Annotated in this window: 14 protein-coding genes; 13 read left to right on the top strand and 1 reads right to left on the bottom strand. The window is 58.7% G+C overall.

The window, feature by feature from the left end; genetic code table 11:
• Positions 1 to 25 precede the first annotated feature (25 nt).
• From alaS to efp, 8 genes are all read left to right on the top strand, one after another.
• A complete protein-coding gene (gene alaS / locus DMP05_RS07355) occupies positions 26 to 2,656 on the top strand; it encodes an alanine--tRNA ligase (RefSeq protein ID WP_123219838.1) in 2,631 nt (876 codons plus the stop codon).
• 417 nt (positions 2,657 to 3,073) lie between these two features.
• Positions 3,074 to 3,484, top strand: a complete 411-nt coding sequence (ruvX, locus tag DMP05_RS07350; RefSeq protein ID WP_123219837.1) for a Holliday junction resolvase RuvX — start codon at positions 3,074 to 3,076, stop codon at positions 3,482 to 3,484.
• 42 nt (positions 3,485 to 3,526) lie between these two features.
• On the top strand, positions 3,527 to 4,705 hold the full coding sequence (gene mltG / locus DMP05_RS07345) for an endolytic transglycosylase MltG (RefSeq protein ID WP_123219836.1): 1,179 nt from the start codon (positions 3,527 to 3,529) through the stop codon (positions 4,703 to 4,705).
• Between the two features lie 224 nt (positions 4,706 to 4,929).
• A complete protein-coding gene (locus DMP05_RS07335; RefSeq protein ID WP_123219834.1) occupies positions 4,930 to 5,424 on the top strand; it encodes a YqeG family HAD IIIA-type phosphatase in 495 nt (164 codons plus the stop codon).
• 142 nt (positions 5,425 to 5,566) lie between these two features.
• A complete protein-coding gene (aroC, locus tag DMP05_RS07330) occupies positions 5,567 to 6,703 on the top strand; it encodes a chorismate synthase (RefSeq protein WP_161957499.1) in 1,137 nt (378 codons plus the stop codon).
• Positions 6,704 to 6,708: 5 nt separating this feature from the next.
• The gene (locus DMP05_RS07325) at positions 6,709 to 7,575 is read left to right on the top strand and encodes a shikimate kinase (protein WP_123219870.1); all 867 of its coding nucleotides are present in this window, start codon (positions 6,709 to 6,711) and stop codon (positions 7,573 to 7,575) included.
• 25 nt (positions 7,576 to 7,600) lie between these two features.
• A complete protein-coding gene (locus DMP05_RS07320) occupies positions 7,601 to 8,731 on the top strand; it encodes a M24 family metallopeptidase (protein WP_123219832.1) in 1,131 nt (376 codons plus the stop codon).
• 28 nt (positions 8,732 to 8,759) lie between these two features.
• Complete coding sequence (efp, locus tag DMP05_RS07315) at positions 8,760 to 9,323, top strand: elongation factor P (protein WP_114614796.1); 564 nt, start codon at positions 8,760 to 8,762, stop codon at positions 9,321 to 9,323.
• 242 nt (positions 9,324 to 9,565) lie between these two features.
• Here the strand turns inward: efp and DMP05_RS07310 are convergent, their stop codons facing one another.
• Complete coding sequence (locus tag DMP05_RS07310; protein WP_123219831.1) at positions 9,566 to 10,873, bottom strand: SPFH domain-containing protein; 1,308 nt, start codon at positions 10,871 to 10,873, stop codon at positions 9,566 to 9,568.
• 211 nt (positions 10,874 to 11,084) lie between these two features.
• On the opposite strand from DMP05_RS07310, the gene DMP05_RS07305 reads away from it, so the two are divergent.
• The 5 genes from DMP05_RS07305 (at position 11,085) to DMP05_RS07285 (ending at position 16,370) form a co-directional block, all read left to right on the top strand.
• On the top strand, positions 11,085 to 12,839 hold the full coding sequence (locus DMP05_RS07305; protein WP_148039713.1) for a hypothetical protein: 1,755 nt from the start codon (positions 11,085 to 11,087) through the stop codon (positions 12,837 to 12,839).
• Positions 12,839 to 14,320, top strand: a complete 1,482-nt coding sequence (locus DMP05_RS07300) for a sensor histidine kinase (protein WP_123219829.1) — start codon at positions 12,839 to 12,841, stop codon at positions 14,318 to 14,320. The genes DMP05_RS07305 and DMP05_RS07300 overlap by 1 nt, the downstream gene beginning before the upstream one ends.
• Positions 14,317 to 14,952: a response regulator transcription factor gene (locus tag DMP05_RS07295; protein ID WP_123219828.1), complete on the top strand. Its 636-nt coding sequence runs from the start codon at positions 14,317 to 14,319 to the stop codon at positions 14,950 to 14,952. Before DMP05_RS07300 ends, DMP05_RS07295 begins: the two co-directional genes overlap by 4 nt.
• A 235-nt stretch (positions 14,953 to 15,187) precedes the next feature.
• Positions 15,188 to 15,922 carry a DUF4428 domain-containing protein gene (locus tag DMP05_RS07290; RefSeq protein ID WP_123219827.1) on the top strand — a complete coding sequence of 245 codons (735 nt, stop codon included), beginning with the start codon at positions 15,188 to 15,190 and terminating at the stop codon, positions 15,920 to 15,922.
• Positions 15,923 to 15,959: 37 nt separating this feature from the next.
• Entirely contained in the window at positions 15,960 to 16,370 is a 411-nt protein-coding gene (locus tag DMP05_RS07285; RefSeq protein ID WP_123219826.1) for a hypothetical protein, read from the top strand.
• Positions 16,371 to 16,731 lie beyond the last annotated feature (361 nt).

Below are 16,731 nucleotides of genomic sequence, written 5' to 3'. Positions count from 1 at the left end.
GAAATATGAGAGCGAGACCTGTCCAATGAAGTACATGACTACAGCGGAAATTCGCGAGAAGTACTTGAAGTTCTTCGAGGAGAAGGGCTGCAAGCGCATGCCTTCTTCGTCGCTGATTCCCGACGATCCGAGCCTTTTGCTCACGAGCGCTGGCATGGTGCAGTTCAAGCCTTACTTCCTGCATCAAAAAGAACTCGACCCCCAATACATCGGCACCACGACGGTGCAGAAGTGCGTGCGCACCAACGACATCGACAACATTGGCGATGCGCGCCACCTTTCGTTCTTCGAGATGCTGGGCAACTTCAGCTTCGGCAAATACTTCAAGAACGAAATGTGCACTTGGGCGTATGAGTTCTCGACCGAAGTGCTCGGCCTGCCGAAAGAAAGGCTGTACTTCACCGTGTTCGAAGACGACGACGAGACCATCGAGATTTGGAAGAGCCTCGGTGTTGAAGACAGCCATATCTCTCGCTTGGGTGAAGATGACAACTTCTGGCGCGCTGGCCCCACCGGCCCGTGCGGCCCGTGCTCTGAGATTTACTTTGACCAGGGCCCCGAAGTCGGTTGCGGCAGCCCCGACTGCGCGCCTGGTTGCGATTGCGATCGCTTTCTCGAGTACTGGAACTGCGTGTTCACTCAGTTCGATGGCCAGGAAGACGGCACGCTTGCTCCGCTGCCTTCGAAGAACATTGACACCGGCATGGGCCTGGAGCGCATCGCGGCCATTATGCAGGGCGTCACGAACAACTACGACACCGACGTGCTGCGCAGCCTGATTTCCGTGGGCGAGCGCCTTTCCGGCAAGGAATACAAAACCGATGCCGATGTTGACAAGTCGCTGCGCATCATCTCTGACCACAGCCGCTCTGTCACCTTCATGATTGCCGACGGCATTCTTCCCTCTAACGAGGGCCGCGGCTACGTGCTGCGCCGCTTGCTGCGCCGCGCCATCCAGAAGGCGCACACGGTGGGCATCGAAGGTCCGTTCCTCAACGAGTACGTCGATGAAATCGTGAAGCTCATGGGTGATGTGTACCCCGAAATCGTCGACAATCGTGAGCTCATTCGCCGCGTCATTCTTTCCGAAGAGGAGCGCTTCGGCGCGACCCTTCGCCAGGGCCAGGTGTATTTGGCCGAGGCATTCGAGAAGCTCGAGGGCGATACGCTTTCCGGCGAGCAGGCGTTTACTCTGCACGATACCTACGGCTTCCCTGTCGAGGTTACCGAGGAAATGTGCGCTGATCGTGGCGTGAAAGTTGACATGGAGGGCTTTGAGCGCTGCATGGAAGCCCAGCGTGAGCGCGCTCGCGCGGCAAACGTGAAAGACGCGGAAGCTGCATGGAGCACGTACGGCGGCGTGCATGCCGACATTCTCAAAGAAGTAGGCGCTACCGAATTCGTGGGCTATGACCGCATGAGCGCAAGCTCGGGCGTTCGCGCGCTCATCAAAGAGGGCCAGCGCGTCGACTCCATCGCTGCGGGCGATACCGCCGAAATTGTGTTGGGTCTGACTCCGTTCTATGCCGAAATGGGCGGCGAAGTGGGCGACACCGGCGTTATCGAGGGCGAAGGCTTCAAGGCTGAAGTCGTCGATACGAAGGCCCCCGAAAAGGGCCTTACCTGCCACAACGTGAAAGTCGTCGAAGGCGAGCTTCATGTGGGCGACACCGTTCGTGCAGTTGTCGACGAGCTTCGCCGCAAGCGCATTTCGCGCAACCATACCTGCACGCATTTGCTCCATGCGGCGCTGCGCCAGGTTCTGGGCGACCATGTGAAGCAGGCCGGCAGCTACGTCGGGCCCGATCGCCTGCGTTTCGACTTCACCCACTTCGAAGGCGTAACGCCCGAGCAGTTGGCCGAGGTCGAGCGCGTCGCAAACGAGCAAATCATGAACGCCGTTCCCATGAGCACGTATGAGACTTCGCTCGATGCTGCTCGCGAGTCGGGCGTCACGGCTTTGTTTGGCGAGAAATACGGCGATACCGTGCGCGTCGTTGAGGCTGGCGAGTTCTCGCGCGAGCTGTGCGGCGGCTGCCACGTTGCCAACACCGCCGAGATTGGCTTCGTGAAAATCGTGTCTGAGAGCAGTGTCGGCGCAAATCTGCGTCGTATCGAGGCTGTGACGAGCTTCGATGCTTTGGCCTACATGAACAAGGTCGAGGAAGAGCTCAAGGAAACTGCAGCTGAGTTGCGCGTCCCCTTGTTCGACGTTTCCGAGCGTACGGCGGCGAACATCGCCACCATCAAAGATTTCGAGGCCAAGCGTAAGGCCAACAAGAAGATGGCGGCCGAGGGAAGCATCGTCGAGTATCTCGAGAATATGGTGAACGTGGGCTATCCGCTCATTGTCGCCCGTATCGACGGCTTGGATGCCGGCGGCCTGCGCAACGCATGGGATATTCTGCGCGGCCGCATGCCCGAGCCTGGCGCGTGCGTTATTGGTACTATCAATAACGACAAGCCCGTGCTCATGGCTGCTGCGACCGATGAAGCCGTTGCCGCTGGCTTTAACGCTGGCAACGTGATCAAGGCTATCGCAGGCAACATCAAGGGCGGTGGCGGCGGCAAACCGACCATGGCTCAGGCTGGCGGCAAAGATGCAGCCGGTATTGACGCCGCGCTCGACGCCGCGCGCGAGCTTCTTGCAAAATAGTCTGGTAAAAGCCCCGTTCGCGGGGCTTTTTCGTAAGTTGGCCGTTTTTGGCTCCGCTTTGCGGGGCCATGCCTGTCCGCCTTCGCCTCCAGCCGCCAAGGCCTCGCGCGACCACGGCTCGCTACCGTTCGCTTCGCTCACTACGCGCTCGCCTGGCTTCGTTTAGCTTTTGAATGAAGTGCAGGCTTGAGCTCAGACGGTCGTGCGCCGCCTTGGCGGCCGAAGGCGAAGGCTATCTGCGTTCTTGCGCATTTTCAGGACGTGTTTTGACAGCGCTGCCCTCGTTATGGCGGGTGCGATTCCGATAGATTCCGCACGAGCCGAACAGCACTTAATGTGCTGTTCGTGCGAGTCAGGACTTGACCGAAGCGGAAACGCATTCGCCATAGCGAGGGCAGCGGCAGAGAAAGGACATATATGCGTACATTGGCGCTTGATATCGGCGAGGTCCGCGTTGGCCTCGCGGTTTCCGACTCGGCGGGCAAAATCGCCACGCCCCTTAAGGTGCTCCCGGCCGATGTGGTGCTCAACCACGGCGCCGAATTCCGTCGCATTGTTGAGGATTGGGAAATCGAACAGCTGGTGAGCGGTCTTCCTATGACCATGGCCGGCGAAGAGGGGCCGCAGGCGGCATCGATTCGCGAGAAAGCGCAAAAAATCGCGAAGGCGTGCGGCTTGCCGTTGTTTTTTTGTGATGAACGCCTGAGTTCTCGCGAGGCAAAGCGTATTTTGCGAGAAGAAGGTTTGGATGAACGCGCCATGCGCGGTAAAGTAGACATGATTGCTGCCAGCCTGTTCTTGCAGGTCTGGCTTGATTCTCAGGTGTAAAGACGCGTCTCGCGCGTTGCGCGAGTTAAGGGAGAAAACAGTATGCCCCGTAGACAGGTTACGTACTCGAACCACCCCAACCATCGTGCGCGTATGGTGCACGCTCAGGGCGAGCGCCAATTCCGCACCTACGATACGTCGCATATTCGTCCGCGCAAGAGCAAAGGCCCCGTCATTGTCGGCATTGTGCTCGCCATTGTTGTGGTGCTTGCTCTGGTATTCGGCGTTTCCGCCGCCTTGAAAGGTTGTTCGGGCGATAACGTCGATGGGTCTGCCGTCGTGGTTCAATCGACTGTTTCCGCAACCATTCCCGACGGCTCTTCCGCAAGCGATACCGCTTCTATTCTGCAGAGCGCGGGCGTGGTTCCCGACTCCAAGGCGTTTTTTTCGCGCGCCAAAACGATGGGGCTTGATAGCAAATTCCAGGCTGGTACCTACACGTTTTCGAGCGGCATGACGCTCGACGACGTGGTGAAGGCGGTTGCTTCGGGCGATTTCGGCACTGTTGCAATGGCTATCCCCGAAGGCTATAAACTCTCCGATATTGCTGCGGCGGTCGATGCGGCCACGGGCGGCAGGGTGAGTGCCGATGAATTCACCAACGCCGCTTCCGATGCGAGTGTGTACGCTTCCGACTACGATTTCTTGGCCGATGCGGGCACGAATTCGCTCGAGGGCTTCCTGTTCCCGAAGACCTATTCGGTAAGCGAGACCGATACGGCTGACTCGCTTATTCGCGCCATGCTCAACCAGTTCCGTACCGAGACTGCAGGCCTGGATTGGTCGTATGCGCAAAGCCGCGGCCTTTCGATTTACGATGCGGTGAACCTTGCGTCGATCGTCGAGAAGGAATCGAGCGGTGACGAGCAGATTCGCGCGCAGGTTGCCGCCGTGTTCTACAATCGCCTGTCTTCGAGCAATAGCGAGACGAATGGGTACCTGCAATCGGACGCCACGACTGCTTACGAGGTCGGCCATGACCCGTCTGCCCAAGAGGTGCAGGCCGCAACGCCGTATTCCACGTATTCCAACCCCGGCTTGCCCCCGACGCCCATTTGCTCACCGAGCCTTGATTGTTTGCAGGCCGTGTGCGCTCCCGCAAGCGATTACGACGGTTATTACTACTTCATTTTCTGGAACGACGATTCCGGAAAGCTGCAGTATCAATTCAGCCGCACGTATGAAGAGCATCAGCAGGCAATTGCCGAGCATCTTCAGTAAGCGGAGCTTCGCCCTCTATGGGCGTTGATTCGAGAAGCGGGGCCGACATCGCGTTCGATGCCGGCCCTGATTGTCTTTTTGGCGCAGCGTGGTGCATTTTGACGATCGAGCGTTTGGCTCGCTGGGCGAGCCGGCTTCTGGCGCTCGCAGCGGCCTTTTCTGGTATGGTGAACGCAAAATATGCGCCCAGTTTTTTGCCACCTATTGATTGACGAGGGGATTCAATGCCGTTTACTCCTGATAGATTCTTTACGCGCGTGACGCAAATCGATATTGAGCGCGATATCGTGTCCCGTGGCGTGAAATGCGTGCTTATTGATTTGGACAACACGCTTCTGCCGCGCGATACCCACCAGGTTCCCGACGACATTCGCGCATGGCTCAAGGCGCTTTCGGCCGCGGGCGTTCGTGTGTGCATTCTCACCAACAATTGGCACCATGGCGCGCATGAGTGGGCGCAGCGTTTGGGGCTGTCCATTGTGTCGCACGCGATTAAGCCGCTGCCGTTTGCGTATGCTCTTGCGCTGCGTAAGATGGGCGCGCGTTGCCGCGAGACCTTGTGCATTGGCGATCAGCTCATAACCGATGTGTGGGGTGGGCATTTCATGCACATGCCGGTGTATATGGTCGAGCCGCTCGTTTCGGTCGATCTGAAGCACACGTTGCTTTTGCGCCATGTGGAAGCGCTGTTCATGAAGAATACGCACCCAGAGAAATAATGCATCGATGGCCGCCGCAAGGTGGCCATTTTTGCCATATGCGCGATGTTTTCGCGCCAAATTCCGCTGCGCTAAAGTGTCTCTCTGTCACGTGCTAGAATCTTTTGCGAAAGATGAGATACGTTGCACGTTGGGAGCAACCATGAAGTACATGACCGCAGGGGAGTTGCGTGGCGCAAGCTTGGTTGCCATTGTTGACGACGTTCCGGCCGGCCTGCGCCTTCAGGCTGCTTCAATCCAAGCCGATTTGGACCGATGGTCGCACGGTTGCTCATGTGGCGAGCGACGTGAGGTCGATTGCGCCGCGATTCTTTCGGGCGTTTCGGCGGATGGCCGCACAACGGGTTCGCCTTTGTCGCTCGTTGTCGACAATGCGGCATATCGAGCGTCTCTTGAAGACGAAGCGCCTGGCCAAGCCGCCGTTCCGCGTCCGGGTTCGGCTGATTTGGCGGGTCTTTTGGCGACTGATGCCAATGATTGCCGATCCATCGTCGAGGGCTCTTCGGCACGTTCGCAGGCTGCGCTTATCGCCGCATCGGCGGTGGCGCGTGAATTCTTGGCCGAATTCGGCGTTGAAATCCAATCCTACGTCACGCGCATTGGCGCGGCTGCCATGCGCGAGCAGCCAATCGATTTCGAGACCCTGCGCTATACACCTCTTGAAATCGAATCTTCTCCCGTTCGTTGTCCATCGGCGCAAGCTTCTCGAGCTATGGAGGAAGAAATCGCTGCGGCGCGCGTGGCGGGCGACACGCTTGGCGGCGAGGTCGCCGTGGCGATACACGGCGTTGCTCCCGCCTTGGGGTCGTATCGCGGCGGCGGCATGATGGCCCGCCTGTCGAAGGCGGCGTTTTCTGTGAATGACGTGGTAAGCGTGTCGTTCGGCTCAGCGCGCGACATGATGCGCCGCCGCGGTTCTGCCGTATACGATTCGGCTGTGCTTGGCGCGCATGGCTTCGCTCATACCACGAACATATCAGGGGGTATCGAGGGCGGCCTTACTACGGGAGCGTCTGTGGTCATGCGCGTGGGCGTGGCTCCGAGCGCTTCTCTTCGCGCGCCCCAGAAGAGCATCGACCTTGAGACGCTTTCCGATGCTGAAAGCTTTTCCGCCGCGTACTCACCCTGTTTGGTGGGAGGCGTTGCGGTGGCGATCGAAGCGGAAATCGCGTTTGCGTTGGCGAGTGCGTATCAAGAACGCTTTGGTGGAGTGGCGATGTCCGATATCCATTCGTCATATGATGCCTATATGCGTCGTTTGAGACTCGCGGCTCGGTGACGTTTGTGGGTACGCTGAAGAAAAATGTCTTCCTGGTGGGCTTCATGGGCGTGGGCAAAACCACGGTTGCCCGCCGTATGGCGCGCGACATGGGCGTGGCCTGCGTCGATGTGGACGCCTTTCTTGAGCGAAAACACGGCAAGTCGGCGGCGGAGCTGTTTGGCGAACTTGGCGAAGATGCGCTGCGTGAACTTGAATATGAAGCCCTCGTCGAATGCGCGAATATGGGGCATTCCCTTATCTCGTGCGGCGAAGGCATCGTTGCCTACGATAAGAGCCGAGAGTTTCTGAAGCGGCGCGGGTTCGCCGTAATGCTCGAATCGAGCGAGGCGACTTCTTTGGGGCGCATTCATAATTTGAGCACGCGCCCGCTGCTTGCGCACGATTGCGACATTGAGGGCCTTTGGGAGCAGCGCAAGCCTCTTTACGAGGAAGTTGCGCGTGCGAAGATTAATGTGCAGGGCCGTTCTACGGGCTCGGTTGCGGGCTTTGTAGCGAAGGTGCTCGCGCGTGCGGGCGTCTATACGCCCGATTCCGAAGATGCCGTCGCGAAGAAAATCGAGGCCGACTCCCTTAAGCGCCATAAAAAACATCGGCATTCGAAGAGCGGAAGGCCGCGTTCGGCGGCGGAGCGCTCAAATGCTTCGCACAAGGGCCAAAAGGCTGCAAGAGCTTCCAGGGAAAACGCAGCCTCGTCAAAGAAACACGCTGCGCATGCGCCCGCGAGCGGGCAAGGCGCGGCAGAGAAGAAGCAGAATGGTTCTGGTGCGCCTAAGCACCGTCGCCGGCGAGGAAGCCGCGGGCGAGGCAAGATGCGCGCTTCGAATAATCGGCAAAACGGCCAGCGCGGCGCGACGCCGCCCGCCAATTAAATCAAGAAAGGGAGAAAGCCCCAAAATGGCGAACTCAAGGCTTGAACGCATGCGCGAGAACATGTCGGCTTGCGGCATCGACGATTTTTATTGTCGCGATATTTCCAATGTGCAGTGGCTCACTGAATTTGAAGACGTCTTTGACGACGAACCGGCCCATTTGGCGTTTGTGACGCCAAAGAAGGCCTTCGTGCATACCGATTCCCGCTATGCCGATGCATGTGATCGCGCATCGCGGCATACGCCGTGGATCATTGACGCATGCGGTGGTGCCCATGCTGCCTGGGTTGCGAAGAAATTCGCGGCGTTCCATGCGGCAGCGGGCACTCCCGAGGGCGAAAACGTATGCGCCATGGGCATCGAGGACTCGATTGAGCTGCGCGAATTCCGCGAGCTCGAACGGGCATTTAGCGAGGCGAAGTGGAAGCCTCGCTTTGCCGAGACCGATGGCTTCGTGAAAAAGATGCGCGCAGTGAAAGATGAGCGCGAGCTTTCGGCCATGCGCGCCGCCCAGGCCATCACCGATGCGGCGTTCGAGCACATCGTTGAGTTTATGAGCGAAGGCATGACCGAGCTTGAGGTGAAGCGCGAGCTCGAGGAAACCATGCGCCGCCTCGGCGCCGAGGGCTTGGCGTTCGATTCCATCGTTGCGAGCGGCCCGAATGGCGCCGCCCCGCATAGCATTGCGGGCGAGCGCCGTTTGCAGGCGGGCGACATGGTGGTCATGGATTTCGGCGCGCGCAAGGGTGGCTATTGCTCCGATATGACACGTACCGTGTGCGTCGGCGAGGCCACGCCGCTCGCGCGCGAGGTGTTCGCTGCCGTGCGCGAAGCGAACGAAGCCGTGGAGGCCATGATTCGTCCAGGTCGTACGGGCGCGGCCATGCATCATTTGGCCGAAGACGTGCTCGCCCATAATGGATTCGCGGGCAAGATGGGTCACGGCCTAGGCCATGGCGTGGGCATCGATATTCATGAGCTCCCCGTGCTTTCGCCGCGCAATGAAACTTCGCTCGAGGTTGGCAATGTCGTCACGGTCGAGCCTGGCGTGTATTTGCCTGGCGAAATCGGCTGTCGCTTGGAAGATTTTGGCGTCGTCACCGAAGACGGTTTTGAAGTCTTCACTAAATCGACGCATGAACTGGTTATAATCTGATGGTTTCATTAAAAAGGAAGGATTCTCGATGGCAACTGTTTCTACTGCCGACTTCAAGAACGGCATGTGCATCGTCTATAACGGCAAAATGTGCATCATCACCGAATTCCAGCATGTTAAGCCTGGCAAGGGCGGCGCGTTCGTTCGCATGAAGATGCGCGACATCAAAACCGGTCGCGTGCTTTCCGACACCGTCAACTCCGGTGTGAAGTTTGACACCGTTCGTCTTGAGCAGCGCGAAATGCAGTATCTCTACAACGACGGCTCCGATTTCTATTTCATGGATCCCGTGAGCTTCGACCAGATTTCCCTGCCCGCCGACCACGTGGGCGACACCGCTCAGTGGCTCAAGGAAAACGACACCGCCACGCTCGAGTACGCCGATGGCGAGCTGCTTGGCGTCGAGCCCAAGATGTTCGTTGAGCTCGAAGTCACCGAAACCGAGCCCGGCTTCAAGGGCGATACCGTTCAGGGTTCCACCAAGCCCGCGACGCTCGAGACGGGCGCCGAGGTGAAGGTCCCCATGTTCGTCGAGGTTGGCGACGTGCTGCAGATCGACACGCGCGACGGTCGTTTCATCAAGCGTATGTAATTGCGAAAGCGCCGTTCTAGCGAACGGCGTTTTTTCATGTGGGGCGTCCTGACGCTGCGCGGCAATTTAACGGCCAGTTTGGCCTTCGATTGTGGCTCGCGTACCGAGCAAAGCGCTCTTCCCAATTCGTATAAAGAAGGCTCGCAACCGTGCTAGTTGCGAGCCTTTTGTTTTGTCGTTCTTGCGGGTGGCATCAAATAAAAACGGCCGCGACCCCGCATAGGTCGCGGCCGTTGGGTGCGCTACGGTCGCTTGGAGCCGCAGTTTCCGCAGAAGTTGCCGGTGTTCTGCATACCGCATGAGCATGTCCAGGGGCCGGCCGGCGCGGGCTTCGGCGAGCCGCAATTGCCGCAGAACTTGCCGGTGTTCTGAACGCCGCACGAACACGTCCACGTATCTCCTGCAGGCGCGGGGGCAGGGGCCGGAGCGGGAGCGGCGCCAACGTCCATCGCGGCGCCGGGTGCTTGTGCTTGAGGCTGGGCGAACCCGCCGCCAGGCGCGGTTGCATACTGGTTCTGCGGAGGCACATTGCCCGCGCCCATGCCATAGAGGCCTTGCGGGTTCATGCCGCCCACGGCGTTCGCCATGCCCATGCCCATGAAGCCCATCATGGCTCCGTTTTCGTTGCTCGCAGCCATGCGCATCGCGTCGGCCTGCGATGCTGCCAGGTTCGCGGCCGCCATGCTGGGATCGCGCATAACCGCGGCCTTCTGCAACTCTTTGATCATCGCTTCGTCTTCGGGCGACGCGGCAATGGAATTCACGCCGAACGACGCGACCTGAATGCCGCGCAAATCGGTCCATTCCTGGGAAAGCACCTCGTTGAGGGCCTTCGCCACATCGGTGGTGTGCGCGGGCACCGCAGAATAGCGAACGCCCATAGCCGAAATTTTCGCGAATGCGGGCTGAAGCGCCGTGAGCAGCTCGCTTTTCAGCTGCGAGTCGATCTTGTCGCGCGTGTAAGGCTCCTCGACGTTGCCGCACACGTTCTTGTAGAACATGAGCGGGTCGACGATCTTGTACGAGTATTCGCCGTTGCAGCGAACCGAGATGTCGACGTCTAAGCCGATGTTGTTGTCGACGACGCGGAAGGGCACGGGCGAGGCGGTGCCATATTTGTTGCCCATGATTTCCTTCGTGTTGAAGAAGTATACGCGCTGATCTTTGCCCGTGTCGCCGCCGAACGTGAAGCGGGTGCCCACGCGCTCAAACGACGCCATGAGCCTATCGCCGAGGCTCGCTTCGCCGAAGAACAGGCTGGGTTCGGTCGACTTGTCGAAAACGAACTCGCCCGCTTCTCCGCACGCTTCGACGATCGCGCCCTGCTCGACGATTATCATGAACTGGCCTTCATTGACCGCGATGATCGAACCGTCGGAAATGATGTTGCTTTCGCCTCGCGTGTTCGAGCTGCGGCCCTTGTCGCTCGTGCGCTTCTGGCTCTTCGCCACCAACGTGTTGGCGTCAAGCGCGTCGCAGTAGAAATACTCACGCCACGAATCGGCGAGCACGCCGCCTGCGGCGCCGATGCCGGCTTTCAACAAACCCATGGTTCTTCCTTTCTCGAGGTCGGGAAATCGAAGCGTTTTGCGCGGTTGCGTGTGCGATAGGGCACCCTGCGCGCTGCGTCTCGTCATGCCTGAAGAATCTCTCAAAACGCCGCGTCACGACATGCCCAGTCGGCCCAAATCGCGAGGGCAACATGAGCCAGTCGACCCAAAACGAAAAAGCGCGAGCGTTTATACTGGAGCTATGCTGCGCATGGCCAACATATCGAAACGGAAGGTGCTCGTTATCGCGGGCGTAGTTGCGTGCGTTTTTGCGTGTGCGATTGTCGCGCTGCTCGAGTTCGATTCGCTTGGGCGGCCGACCCCGTCGGGCCCGTCGAAGGGGCCATCGGCTACCGCCGGCTACATGATCGCGCTCGGCCCCCTTTCTGCGGCATGGGGCTTCTCGATGTATATTCGATGCTCCGATGCGAAAATTCGCCGCTGGCTCGTGGGCGTGGCGGCTCTTGTTGCGTTCTGGATGCTTGTCGTGTTGCTGAAATACCCTATTCGCGGCGATTTGGCTACCGCCCTGCTGTGGTATTGCTACTACATTCCCATGACGGCGATCCCAACGTTGTGCGTGCTGTGCGCGATGCGCGCCGCCTCGCTCGATGAAGTGGCTTGGGTGCGTTGCGTGCGGCGCGTTATCGTGGCGATATCGGCGTTCGCCGTGTTCGCCGTGCTTACGAACAACGTGCACCATTTCATATTCGCCTTTGATTTCGCCGACCCCGATTGGGGTGGCAACTATCGCTACGCTTTTGGCTACTACGTGCTCGTGGCCTGGTATATCGTGCTGTTCGTAATATTTTTCGCCACGCTGTTCCTTTCTGCGCGCAGAAGCCTTCGCAGTATGCTTTTCGCTATTGGCGTTATCGTGGGCGTTGGTGTTGTTTACGGTGTAATGTTTACGCTCCGCCATGTTGCGACGCTGACGTCGAACGTCGCGCTTACCTATTGCATTTTGGCCATGGTGGCCATAGAACTCACGCTCGATTTGGGCTTCTTCCCGTCGTATGCGTGGTATACCCTGGCGTTTTCCAAGCTGCCCTTCGATTTGAAGGTGCTTGAGGCAAATGGCGATACGGTTTTCCAAACCGAAATGGCGCAGCCTATGCCCCAAGCTGCGGCGGACACCCTGAAAACGGCGGATAAGGGGCTCGGCGAGTCGTGGGCGTTTCGCACGACAGGGGCGCCGCATACGTTGTTCAAGGTTTACCCCGTGAGCGGCGGCCGTGCTGTTTTGGCCGAAGACGTCGCGGCGATCGATGAGCGCCGCGAGGCGCTTGCTGCAACGCAGGAGCGCTTGCGGCGCAGCAATGCCGTGCTTGAGCGCGAGGCCGAGGTGCAGCACGAGATGTGGCGATTGCGCAGCGAGCGCGAGCTGTTCGTCGAAATCGAGAAATCCCTCGAAAGTAAAACGCGCCGCATCCAGATGCTGCTCGATAGCCTTCCCGACTCCAATGCCCCAGATTCCATTGCGCGTCGCCGCGAGATGCTCGTTGAGGTCAAGCTGCTCGTCGCCTACTGCAAGCGCAAGGGTGCGCTCGTTCTTGCCGAGAAAAGCGACCCCGAATTCAATCGCGAGCGATTGCAGCTTGTGTTCAACGAAACGGCGGCCGATTTGCGCTCGATCGGCGTTGAATGCGCGGCGCTCGTGCAAACCAATACTCCTCTGCCGGCTTCGGTAGTAAGCGTGCTCTATGATTGCCTGTACGATTTCGCGACCGTCGCGAACGCGGCCAGCGACGCCGTGCTCATGCTGTTCGTCCAGCAAGATGAGCGGCGCGTCCAGCTGCGCGCAATGCTCGACTCGAGCGACGCTGAAAGCGAGCGCATGGCTGCCACGTTTGACGAACTGCGTGCCAGCCTCGAAAAGCATAGAGTTGAATACTCCATCGAGACCGATTCTTCGTCGGCGTCGCTTGTCGCGTATGTCCCCCTTCCGACGAAAGGGGGCAAATAATGGGCGTTCTTTCGCATATGCCCCTCGTTGTGCTGCTCGCGCTCCTGTCGGTGTTTTTCCTGGCCGCTTTCACGCAAGCGGTGCATGCATTGTTTATCGCTACGCGGCGTGAAGTGTCGCCTGCCAGGGTGATTTTCGCCTACGAGATGCTGATCGTCGTGCATCTCGCGCTCGCCTGCTGCACAGCGAATTCGGCTTCACGAGGGTTCGTCGTTTTGCTGGCGCAGTTTCGTCCCTATGCGTTTCCGCTCGACGCGCTTTTGTGGGTGAACCTCGCGATAGCTGCGTTCGGCTTGGCTCTCGCGATTGCGAAGCGCAGGCCTGTTATGACGTTGGAAATCGTTCTTATCGCGTTGTGCACGCCGCCCATTATTTCCCTTTTGGGCGACAATTGCGTGTACCTCTTCATTCTCGACGCCGCGTTTTTCCTCTTCCGAACGAGCGCCGGCCTCGTGCTCGATATTCGCCATGCATCCGACTCGATCACGCAGCTTTCGCTCATAGGCGCGCTCGATAATTTGCCTGAAGGCTTGGTGTGGGCGAATGGAAATGGCCGCATCCAGTACATGAACGATGCCATGCGCGCCGATTTGGCTTCGCTCGGCTTCGCTACCGATCTTTCCGAGACGAGTGGTTTATGGGCCGACCTTGGCGATATGGCGCGCGAAAAGAGTGGCAAGGTGCTGCCCGAGGGCATTCGACTCGAGGTTTCGCCGGATAAAACATGCCTGTTCATGCGCGACAAGGTGAGTTTGCGTGGTGTGAGGTGCCGCCGTTTGGTTGCTGTCGACGTGACGGGCGAGGAGGCCTTGAATAGGGAGCTTGAAGAGGCGAATGGCCTGCTTCGAATGGCGAACGATGAGCTGCGCGAATCGCTTGCGCATGTGCAAAGCGTCGCCCAGGACGAGGCCATTGTTCGCATGAAAGCACGCGTGCACGATACCATTGGCCAGAGGCTCTCTATTTTGCATCGCTTCCTTGAGGCGGAAAATCCCACGCCTGAAGCGTTGGGCGAGGTAAAGCGCCTCGCTGGCAGCATTGTTGACGATTTGTCTGAGCCGGAAACGCCCGATCGCGCATCGCAGCTCGATTCCATCGTGGGCGCCTTCGCGCTCATCGGCATTGAGGTATGCGTGAAGGGCTCGTTGCCGGAAGACGATGATGCCGCGAGCGTTTTCGTGAATATCGTGCGAGAGGCTGCCACCAACGCGGCGAAGCATGCTCAGGCAAAGCATGTGGACGTGAATATTTCCCGCATTGGCAATGTGACGTTGCTGCGCGTCGTGAACGACGGCATGCCCGCACCGGCGAATTTGCGCATGGGTTGCGGTATTCCTGGCATGCGTCGTGCGGCGGAAGCCATCGGCGGCACGTTCGACGTTTCCTCAAATGACCCGTTCACTATCGAGGTTCACCTGGAGCGCCCCGAAAGTGCGCATGCGCCAAACGTTCGCGCCGTCTACGAGAAGGAGTTGTCATGATCAGGCTCATGATTGTCGAGGACCAAGCCATGTTGCGCGATTCGCTTGCGTGCACCATAAATACGCAAAGCGATATGGAAGTGGTTGCTTCGCTGGGCGACGCCGCCGAAGCCCTGGAGGTCCTTGAACGCAGCGGCGCGACATGCGCGCTGCTCGATGTGTGCACCGAAAACGACTCGAGCGGTATTGTCGCGGCGCACAAGATTAAGGAAGCACATCCCGAGGTGAAGGTCGTGATTATGACGGGCATGCCCGAAATCACGTTCGTCGAGCAAGCGCGCACGGCGGGCGTGGACAGCTTCGTCTATAAAAATGTGGGCACCACCGAGCTTTTGGGCATCATTCGCTCGACGGTCGAGGGATATTCCACCTTCCCCTTGGCGCAGCAAAGCATTTTCTCCGACGCGGCGCAGCTCACCGATACCGAGCTTGCGATTTTGCGTTTGGTGTGCGAAACGAAGACGCGCAAAGAAATTGCCACTGAGCTGTATTTGAGCGAGGGAACCGTGAAGCGCCATATTTCCGAGATTCTCGCTAAAACCGGATACGACAATATCTTGCGCCTTGCGGTGCATGCCGTATCGACGGGCCTCATCGTTCCGAGCATGACGAAGGGCGCCAATGGGGAATAGCCGCCACGGCATTCGATAAATCCCAGTTCAATCGCATGCTTTGTGCGCTCGATTCTGAAATGTACCGAAGTGGGTGCGCACCTATCGCATAATCGACCCAACCTTAGAGACAAACGTCCATGCCCCGCCGCCTTCCTTGGGCCGCGGGGCACTTCTTTCTGCGCGCAATGCGGGGCATCATGAAATCAGAAAGAACGACATTGAATCTGCCAACACGAGTGACGGGAGGCTTCCGATGGGACTTTTCGGAAAGATGTTCGAGAAGAAGAACTGCGACATCTGCGGCGGTGAGATCGGCCTTTTGGGCAACAAAAAGCTTGAAGACGGCAACCTTTGCAAGGAATGCGCGTCGAAGCTTTCGCCGTGGTTCTCTGATCGCCGCCGCTCTACGGTCGATCAGATTCGCGAGCAGCTCGACTGGCGCGAGGCCAACCAACAGCGCGTTGCGCAGTTTAACCCCACGCGCACGCTCGGCAACGACATGAAGGTGATTCTCGACGAGGATGCCGGCCGCTTCATCGTGACGCGCAGCTCGCGCTGGCGCGAGGCGAACCCCGACGTGCTCGATTTTTCGCAGGTCACCGGCTGCGATACCGAGATTCGTGAGTCGCGTACCGAGCTGCATTGGAAAGATTCCGACGGCGAAGAGCACGATTACGATCCGCCGCGTTACGACGTCGATTACGACATGTATCTCACCATCCACGTGAATGTGCCGTATTACGACGGCATCACGTTCAAGGTGAATGGGCCGCGCATCGAGGAGCGCAATTCGGTCGAATATCGCGAGGCCGAGCGACAGGCGAACGAAATTCGAGCCGCGCTCACCGAACTTCGCGAAACCACGCGCGAAGCCGCCGCTGCCGCTTCGGCTCCCAAGGTTGCACGCACGTGCCCCTTCTGCGGAGCCACCACCACGCCGGATGCTTCTGGGCGCTGCGAATACTGTGGCGGCGCCATGGGTGCATAAGCTACAAGGGGAGGAACCCAAGAAAGGAAGTGGAACAATGAAACGTACCACGAAAATCGCAATCGCAATTGCCGCCGTATTCGCGCTGTGCCTGGGCCTTGTTGGCTGCGGTGGCGGTGATGGCGCCGACTACACCAAGAACTTCACGGGCGATTGGAAACTTTCCGGCATGACCGAAAACGGCGAGGCGATGAGCGGAGACGACATCGCGTTCATGGAAAGCTTCGGTATGACGGTGACCCTCACGCTCAATGAAGACGGGACCGGTTCGCTCGTCATGTTCGACGAGGCTATGGACGTTTCTTGGGAGCCGAAGAGCGCGACTGAGCTCGATGTGACCATCGACGGCGATACCACGACCGGCAAGCTTGCTGACGACACCATCACGCTGGAAGCGGGCGGTGACGCTATGTCCTTCGTACGCGTCGAGGCTGATGCGGGCAAATAGCCGATTGTGCAACGCCAATTGAATATCGAATCGAAGGAGCTTGTGGCCGAATGGCCGCAAGCTCCTTTCGTTTTGTTTGGACTCATATTGCAGCTGGCTCGTTTTTTGATAGGCGTAGATGCGCTGCTGCTTACGGGGCGACTTTGGGTCGAGTGGGTCGTGTCGGGGGCTTATTTTGGGCCAACGGGGAGTGATGGGGTGGGGCGTTTTGCGCGACCCTGTTTTCGAGGCGAGAAAGGAGACCAGCTATATGAAGTCAAGGGCTAAACCGTAGGTTTTCGAGAACAGTCAATTGTCCGAACGTTGCAGCTTGAGAACCGAATATCGAACGCTTTCCGGGCATGGCGAAGCAGGCGGCGGG

Origin of the sequence: Slackia isoflavoniconvertens (genome assembly GCF_003725955.1) — a bacterium.
In the GTDB taxonomy this organism is placed as follows: Bacteria; Actinomycetota; Coriobacteriia; order Coriobacteriales; family Eggerthellaceae; genus Slackia; species Slackia isoflavoniconvertens.
This window is presented reverse-complemented; position numbering and strand designations above follow the sequence as displayed.

Coding starts and splice junctions, on each gene's coding strand:
- alaS (WP_123219838.1), top strand. CDS start 26: ATGAAGTACATGACTACAGCGGAAATTCGCGAGAAGTACTTGAAGTTC.
- ruvX (WP_123219837.1), top strand. CDS start 3,074: ATGCGTACATTGGCGCTTGATATCGGCGAGGTCCGCGTTGGCCTCGCG.
- mltG (WP_123219836.1), top strand. CDS start 3,527: ATGCCCCGTAGACAGGTTACGTACTCGAACCACCCCAACCATCGTGCG.
- DMP05_RS07335 (WP_123219834.1), top strand. CDS start 4,930: ATGCCGTTTACTCCTGATAGATTCTTTACGCGCGTGACGCAAATCGAT.
- aroC (WP_161957499.1), top strand. CDS start 5,567: ATGAAGTACATGACCGCAGGGGAGTTGCGTGGCGCAAGCTTGGTTGCC.
- DMP05_RS07320 (WP_123219832.1), top strand. CDS start 7,601: ATGGCGAACTCAAGGCTTGAACGCATGCGCGAGAACATGTCGGCTTGC.
- efp (WP_114614796.1), top strand. CDS start 8,760: ATGGCAACTGTTTCTACTGCCGACTTCAAGAACGGCATGTGCATCGTC.
- DMP05_RS07310 (WP_123219831.1), bottom strand. CDS start 10,873: ATGGGTTTGTTGAAAGCCGGCATCGGCGCCGCAGGCGGCGTGCTCGCC.
- DMP05_RS07305 (WP_148039713.1), top strand. CDS start 11,085: ATGGCCAACATATCGAAACGGAAGGTGCTCGTTATCGCGGGCGTAGTT.
- DMP05_RS07300 (WP_123219829.1), top strand. CDS start 12,839: ATGGGCGTTCTTTCGCATATGCCCCTCGTTGTGCTGCTCGCGCTCCTG.
- DMP05_RS07295 (WP_123219828.1), top strand. CDS start 14,317: ATGATCAGGCTCATGATTGTCGAGGACCAAGCCATGTTGCGCGATTCG.
- DMP05_RS07290 (WP_123219827.1), top strand. CDS start 15,188: ATGGGACTTTTCGGAAAGATGTTCGAGAAGAAGAACTGCGACATCTGC.
- DMP05_RS07285 (WP_123219826.1), top strand. CDS start 15,960: ATGAAACGTACCACGAAAATCGCAATCGCAATTGCCGCCGTATTCGCG.